Annotated in this window: 4 protein-coding genes; 1 reads left to right on the top strand and 3 read right to left on the bottom strand. The window is 76.2% G+C overall.

Annotated features, from left to right (window positions below; translation table 11 throughout):
* Positions 1-249: 249 nt before the first annotated feature.
* The 3 genes from D476_RS0103700 to D476_RS0103690 form a co-directional block, all read right to left on the bottom strand.
* On the bottom strand, positions 250-2,274 hold the full coding sequence (locus D476_RS0103700; RefSeq protein ID WP_017622632.1) for an ATP-binding protein: 2,025 nt from the start codon (positions 2,272-2,274) through the stop codon (positions 250-252).
* Positions 2,275-2,378: 104 nt separating this feature from the next.
* Entirely contained in the window at positions 2,379-3,974 is a 1,596-nt protein-coding gene (locus tag D476_RS0103695; RefSeq protein ID WP_017622631.1) for an acyl-CoA carboxylase subunit beta, read from the bottom strand.
* Positions 3,971-5,698 carry an acyclic terpene utilization AtuA family protein gene (locus tag D476_RS0103690; protein ID WP_017622630.1) on the bottom strand — a complete coding sequence of 576 codons (1,728 nt, stop codon included), beginning with the start codon at positions 5,696-5,698 and terminating at the stop codon, positions 3,971-3,973. Before D476_RS0103690 ends, D476_RS0103695 begins: the two co-directional genes overlap by 4 nt.
* A gap of 468 nt (positions 5,699-6,166) precedes the next feature.
* Here D476_RS0103690 and D476_RS0103685 point away from each other — a divergent pair.
* The coding region (locus D476_RS0103685; RefSeq protein WP_017622629.1) for an isochorismatase family protein at positions 6,167-6,701 on the top strand (535 nt) is incomplete at its 3' end.

Here is a 6,701-nt window from a genome sequence, read left to right as displayed (position 1 = left end):
GGGGGGCCCCCCCGCCGACGAGCAGGCCACCGATCGGGTGCCGGCGCGGGTGCAGGGCCGCCCCAGCACCGCGACGATCTCGCTGACCTGGTCGGACGAATAATTCGGGACATGGCCGCCGCCGGGCGCGTTCGCTGTGCGCCGACGGCCTTCGGCCGCCCCGCGGGAGGCGGTCACAACGCCCCGAAGGGCCGCAGAGGCCGACCGCGCCCGAAGCACACACGTCGGCCGGGTCGGTACGGGCCACCGTCAGCCGCCGGAGTCCGGGTGGACGACCGCCAGGACCGTGCCCGTGTCCGTCCGGGTTCCCGCCTGCGCCACGTCGGCCACCGTTCCGGTCACCGGTGCCCGGATCTCGTGCTCCATCTTCATGGCCTCCAGCCACAGCAGCGGGGCGCCCTCCTCCACGCGGTCGCCCGCCGTGGCCGCGACGCGCGCCACCGTGCCCGGCATCGGCGCGAGCAGGGTCCCCGACGGCACCGCCGCCTCCCGCTCCGGGAACCGGTCCTCCGGCACCAGGGCCACCGGACCCAGTACCGAGTCGACGTACACCGTCCCCTCCGCCCGGGCGACCTCGAAGGCGTGGAGGACCCCGTCGACCAGCAGCTCGACCCGGTCGGGCGCGATTCCGCGCACCCGGATGCCCGCCGCCTCCTCCGTCGGAAGCGGGCCGGTCCGGCCGGACGCGTACGCGGCCTCGACCTCCTGCCCCGACGGTCCCCGGAAGCGGCGGACATGCGGCGCCGACGGCAGGTTGCGCCACCCGGCGGGGAGCCCGCCCAGCACCGGCGCCCCGGCCCGGTTCCGCTCGGCCCCGGCCAGGGCCGCCGCCAGCGCCGACAGCCGCACCGCGCGCGCATCGGCCAGGGGCTGCGCCAGCGCCGGGACGCCTCCGTCGGCTCGGCGCGCCCCCTCCGCGCGCCCGCCGACGTCCCGGCCGTCGGCCCCCGGAGCGCGCGGAACCGGCCCGTCCAGCCCCTCCTCCGCCAGGAAGCGGATGTGCATCTCCCCCACGGCGAACACCGGGTGCCGCAGCACCCGCACCAGCAGGTCCCGGTTGCCGCCCACCCCGTGCAGGCGGGCCCCGGCCAGGGCCGCCGACAGCCGCCGCAGCGCGTCGCGCCGGTCCCGCCCCCAGGCGATGACCTTGGCGAGCATCGGGTCGAACTCCACCCCGACACGCGTCCCGGCCTCCACACCCGCGTCCACGCGCACCCCGAACCCGTCGGGCACCGCGAAGCGCGCACGCGCCGCGGGCACATCGAAGCGGGCCACCGTTCCGCTGTAGGGCCGCCACCCGGCCGCCGGGTCCTCGGCGTAGAGCCGCGCCTGCACCGCGTGCCCGCGCGGCGCGGNGCCCCCCCCCCCCTGCCACTCGACCAGGTCCAGCCCGGTCACGCACTCGGTCACCGGGTGCTCGACCTGCAGCCGCGTGTTCATCTCCAGAAACGCCGCGCCGCCGTCCTCGCCGACCAGGAACTCCGCCGTCCCCGCACCGGTGTAGCCGATCGCCCCTGCCATCCGGCGGGCCGCCTCGTGCAGGCGCTCCCGCAGGCCGTCGCCGATCCCCGGGGCGGGCGCCTCCTCGATCACCTTCTGGTGGCGCCGCTGCACCGAGCAGTCGCGGTCGCCCACAGCCCACACGGCGCCGTGCGCGTCGGCGAGGATCTGCACCTCCACGTGCCGACCGCGCTCCACGTACGGTTCGCAGAACACGGTGGAGTCGCCGAAGGCGGAGGCCGCCTCCGCGCGGGCCGCCTCCACCGAAGCCTCCAGGTCCGCCAGGGCCCACACGGCGCGCATGCCCCGGCCGCCGCCGCCCGCCGACGCCTTGACCAGCACCGGAAGGTCGGCCTCGGTGACCTGCTCGGGCTCCAGCGCCGCCGAGACGGGCACGCCCGCGCGCTCGGCGAGCGCCTTCGCGGCGGTCTTGGAGCCCATCGCCTCGATCGCCTCCGCGGGCGGTCCGATCCAGGCCAGCCCGGCCTTGGCGACGGCGCGGGCGAAGGCCGCGCTCTCGGACAGGAAGCCGTAGCCGGGGTGCACGGCGTCCGCACCGGCGCGCTCGGCGGCCTCCACCAGGGCCTCGGGGCGCAGGTAGGCGCGGGCGCCGTCGCCGTCCAGCGGCACCGCGGCATCGGCCTCGCGCACGTGGGGCGCCCCGGCGTCGGCGGGCGCGTACACCGCGACCGTCCCCAGGCCTATGTCCCGGCAGGTGCGCATGACCCTGCGGGCGATCTCGCCGCGGTTGGCGACCAGCACGGTGCCGATCATCTGCGGGCTCCTCCTCAACGTCGCCTCCGCTCCGCCGCCGTCGCGGCTCTGGCCTGCCTCCGCTCCCCGGGCCGTCCGGGCGCGCGCCCGGACGGCCCGGGGCCTCACATCCGGAAGACGCCGAACCCGTCGGCGCCGCGCACCGGGGCGTTGTGCACCGCCGACAGGCACAGGCCCAGCACGGTGCGCGTGTCCCGGGGGTCGATCACCCCGTCGTCGTAGACCCGCCCGGACAGGAACAGCGGCAGCGACTCGGCCTCGATCTGCCGCTCGACGGCCTCCCGCATGGCCGCGTCGTCCTCGTCGGCGTAGGCGCGCCCCTTGGCCTGGGCGGACGCGCGGGCGACGATCGAGAGCACCCCGGCCAGCTGCTTGGGGCCCATCACCGCCGACTTGGCGCTGGGCCAGGAGAACAGGAAGCGGGGGTCGTAGGCGCGGCCGCACATGCCGTAGTGCCCGGCGCCGTAGGAGGCGCCCATCAGCACCGACAGGTGCGGAACGGTGCTGTTGGCGACCGCGTTGATCATCATCGCGCCGTGCTTGACGATCCCGCCCTGCTCGTACTTCTTGCCGACCATGTAGCCGGTGGTGTTGTGCAGGAAGAGCAGCGGGGTGCGGGCGCGGTTCGCCAGCTGGATGAACTGGGCGGCCTTCTGCGACTCCTCGCTGAACAGCACCCCTTGCGCGTTGGCGAGCACCCCCACCGGGTGGCCGTGCAGGCGGCCCCAGCCGGTGACGAGGCCGGCGCCGTAGGCGGGCTTGAACGCGTCGAACTCCGAGCCGTCGAGGATGCGCGCCAGCACCTCGCGCGGGTCGAAGGGGGTGCGCAGGTCGTCGGGGACGATCCCGGCGAGCTCCTCGGGGTCGTGCAGGGGCTCGGCGGAGCGGGCGGGGGCGGGGCCCGGCTTGCGGTGGTTGAGGCGGGCGACGATGCGGCGGCCGATGCGCAGCGCGTCGTACTCGTCGTCGGCCAGGTGGTCGGCGAGCCCGGACACGCGGGCGTGCATCTCGGCGCCGCCCAGGGACTCGTCGTCGCTCTCCTCCCCGGTGGCCATCTTCACCAGGGGCGGCCCGCCGAGGAAGACCTTGGAGCGCTCGCGCACCATCACCACGTGGTCGCTCATCCCGGGCACGTAGGCGCCGCCGGCGGTGGAGTTGCCGAAGACCAGGGCGATGGTGGGGATCCCGGCCGCCGACAGCCGCGTCAGGTCGCGGAAGAGGCGCCCGCCGGGGATGAAGATCTCGCTCTGGCCCGGCAGGTCGGCCCCGCCCGACTCCACCAGGTTGACCAGCGGCATCCGGTTCTGCTCGGCGATCTCCATCGCCCGCACCGTCTTGCGGCCGGTCCAGGGGTTGCTGGCGCCGCCGCGCACGGTGGGGTCGTTGGCGACGACCACGCACTCCACGCCTTCGACGACGCCGACACCGGTGACGACGCTCGCGCCCACCGGGTAGTCGCTTCCCCAGGCCGCCAGCGGGGACAGCTCCAGGAACGGGGCGTCGGGGTCGAGCAGCAGCTCGATGCGCTCGCGCGCCAGCAGTTTGCCGCGCGAGCGGTGCCGCTCGGTGTACTTGGGGCCGCCCCCGGCCAGGGCCTTGGCGTGCTCGGCGTCGATCTCGGCCAGTTTGGCGAGCATGGCCTCGCGGGCCGCGGTGTAGGCGGGCGATGCGGGGTCGAGGCGGGAGGGCAGGGCGGTCACGGCAGCAGGGCCTCCGGGATGTCGAGGTGGCGTCCGCGCAGCCACTCGCCGAGCGCCTTGGCCTGCGGGTCGGATCGGGCTCGGCTGCCCGCGCCGCCGCCGAGCAGGCCCGCGACGGTGAAGTTCAGCGCCCGCAGGCGGGGGAAGGCGTGGCGGGTGACGGCCAGGGGGGCGGTCTCGGGCAGCAGCCGGGTGAACTCCTCGGTGGTGAGGGCGTGGGCGAGCCAGCGCCAGGCCTCGTCGGTGCGGGCCCACACGCCCACGTTGGCGTCGGCGCCCTTGTCGCCGCTGCGGGCCCCGGCGACGAGGCCGAGCGGGGCGCGCCGGACGGGGCCCGGGGCGGGCGGGGGCGGCAGGTCGGGCTCGGGGACGGGGAGCGGTTCGGCGGTCGCCTCGGGCGGCGGCACGGGCAGGCGGGTCCCGTCGGGGAGGACGGCCGTGTGCGCGGCCTCGGCGGCGGGGACGGTCGCGGCGGTGAAGGCGACGCCGTCGGGGCGGGCGTCGCCGGGCGGGGCGGTGGCGTGGAAGCCGGGGACGCCGGACAGCGCCAGTTCCACGGCCGCCTTGGCGAAGGGGCGGCCGACCTTGGAGCGGTCGGGGTCGGCGGCGGTGATGCGCAGCGGCACCGAGGCGCCGTCCTGGTCGGGGGCGTCGGGGTCGGCGGGCGGTCCCAGGCGGAACTCCAGCCGCTCGGGCTCGCGTCCGCGCAGGGCCGCGCGGAGCTGCCGCTCGGTGAGGGCGGCCTTGGCGGGGACGTCGAGGCCGGTGAGCACCAGGGTGACGTCGTTGCGGAACCCGCCGACGGTGTTCATGCCGACCTTGAGGCCGGGCGGCGGCGCCTGCCCGCGCACCCCGTCCACGCGCACCCGGTCGGGGCCCTGCCCGGTGAGGCGGACGGTGTCCAGGCGGGCGGTGGCGTCGGGGTTGGGGTAGTGGGCCCCGGCGACCTCGTAGAGGAGCTGGGCGGTGACGGTGCCGACGGTGACGGCCCCGCCGCCGCCCGGGTGCTTGGTGATCACCGACGACCCGTCGGCGTGCACCTCGGCGATGGGGAACCCGGGGCTGGTCAGGTCGTGGCCCTCGGCCTCCAGTTCGGTGAAGAAGGGGTAGTTGCCGCCGGTGGCCTGGGCGCCGCACTCGATGATGTGCCCGGCGACGACGGCCCCGGCCAGGGCGTCGTGGTCGTCGGGGCCCCACCCGAAGCGGGCGGCGGCGGGGCCGACGACCAGGGAGGCGTCGGTGACCCGGCCGGTGACCACGACGTCGGCACCGGCATTCAGGCATGCGGCGATGCCGAAGGCGCCGAGGTAGGCGTTGGCGGTGAGCGGCGCGCCGAGCCCGAGCTCCGCCGCCCGGGGCAGCAGGTCGTCGCCCTCCACGTGGGCGATCCGCACCCGGAGGCCGAGCCGGTCGGCCAGCTCCCGCAGCCGGTCGGCGAGCCCGGCGGGGTTGAGGCCCCCGGCGTTGGCGACGACGGCCACGCCGCGCTCGACGGCGGTTCCCAGGCACTCCTCCATCTGCCGGAGGAAGGTCCGGGCGTACCCGAGCGAGGGGTCCTTGAGCCGGTCGCGCCCGAGGATGAGCATGGTGAGTTCGGCGAGGTAGTCCCCGGTCAGGACATCGAGCGGCCCGCCGTCGAGCATCTCCCGCACCGCGGAGAAGCGGTCCCCGTAGAACCCGGAGGCGTTCCCGATCCGGATCGGTGTGTCACCGGTCTCATCCATGCCGACGAGCGTGCCACGCAGGGAACCGAAAAACAAGCACGCGTGATTGTTTTTGGGCGGAGAGGGAGATGGGCCTGACGGCAGCGTCGTCGGCCGCCGGGCGTGTGCGTGGTCGCCGTGTTGGACGGCGACAGCCAGAGCCGGGCGGCTCCCCAGCCCTGCTTGCCGGGCGGCGGGGCCTCGTGGTCCGGGCAGGCGGGCGGATCAGCAGGTACCCCGCTTCCGAACCCCGGCCGAGTGGCGGGCCGCCGGAGTGTGGGACGGACGGCGGCGACGACAAAGGGCAGCGGCCCACCCCGCAGCGTCGTCGGCCGCCGACCGTGCTGCCAGGAGGGGTGCCGTCCTTCGTCGTCGTTGCCCCTGGCCTGGCACCCCACCGGACTACCGGTCGGCAGTCGCCCCCCTCTGGCCGGGGACACCCCCGGAAACCACTGTCCGACCGATCGTCCGGCGCCCTAGCCTGAGCCCATGGCCCACGCTCTGCTCGTCATCGACATGCACGCGTTCCTCGTCGAAGGCATCTGGCGCGGGGACGAACTCGCGCGGCGGATCGGGGGGATCGTCGCCCGCGCCCACCGCGACGGGGTGCCCGTGGTCGTCCCCCACCAGGTCGGACCCCGGGGGGACCTGTTCGATCCCGCGCAGGACGGGCGCGGGGTCAGCCCCCTCGTCGGGCTCCGGGACGGGGACCGGATCATCCCCAAGCGGGCCACCGACGCGTTCTGGGAGACCGGACTGGACGCCGTTCTCCGCTCGCACGGCACCGACACCGCCGTGGTCACCGGGGCCGCCACCGACTACTGCGTCGACGCCACGGTCCGGTCCGCCGCCACGCACGGCTTCGACGTGGACCTGGTCGAGGACGGCCACGCCCCCATGGCCGCCGGCGACCCCGACGCGGGGCTGGCGCCCGAGCAGATCATCGCGCACCACAACGCCGTCCTCAGCCGGGCCGTCCACCCCGGCGGGACGACCCGCCTGGTCGGCGCCGCCGACGCCCTCC

Origin of the sequence: Nocardiopsis chromatogenes YIM 90109, assembly GCF_000341185.1 — a bacterium.
Lineage (GTDB): Bacteria > Actinomycetota > Actinomycetes > Streptosporangiales > Streptosporangiaceae > Nocardiopsis_A > Nocardiopsis_A chromatogenes.
Note: the sequence above shows the minus strand (reverse complement) of the source record. Positions and strands in the feature narration are given on the sequence as shown.

Coding starts and splice junctions, on each gene's coding strand:
- D476_RS0103690 (WP_017622630.1), bottom strand. CDS start 5,698: ATGGATGAGACCGGTGACACACCGATCCGGATCGGGAACGCCTCCGGG.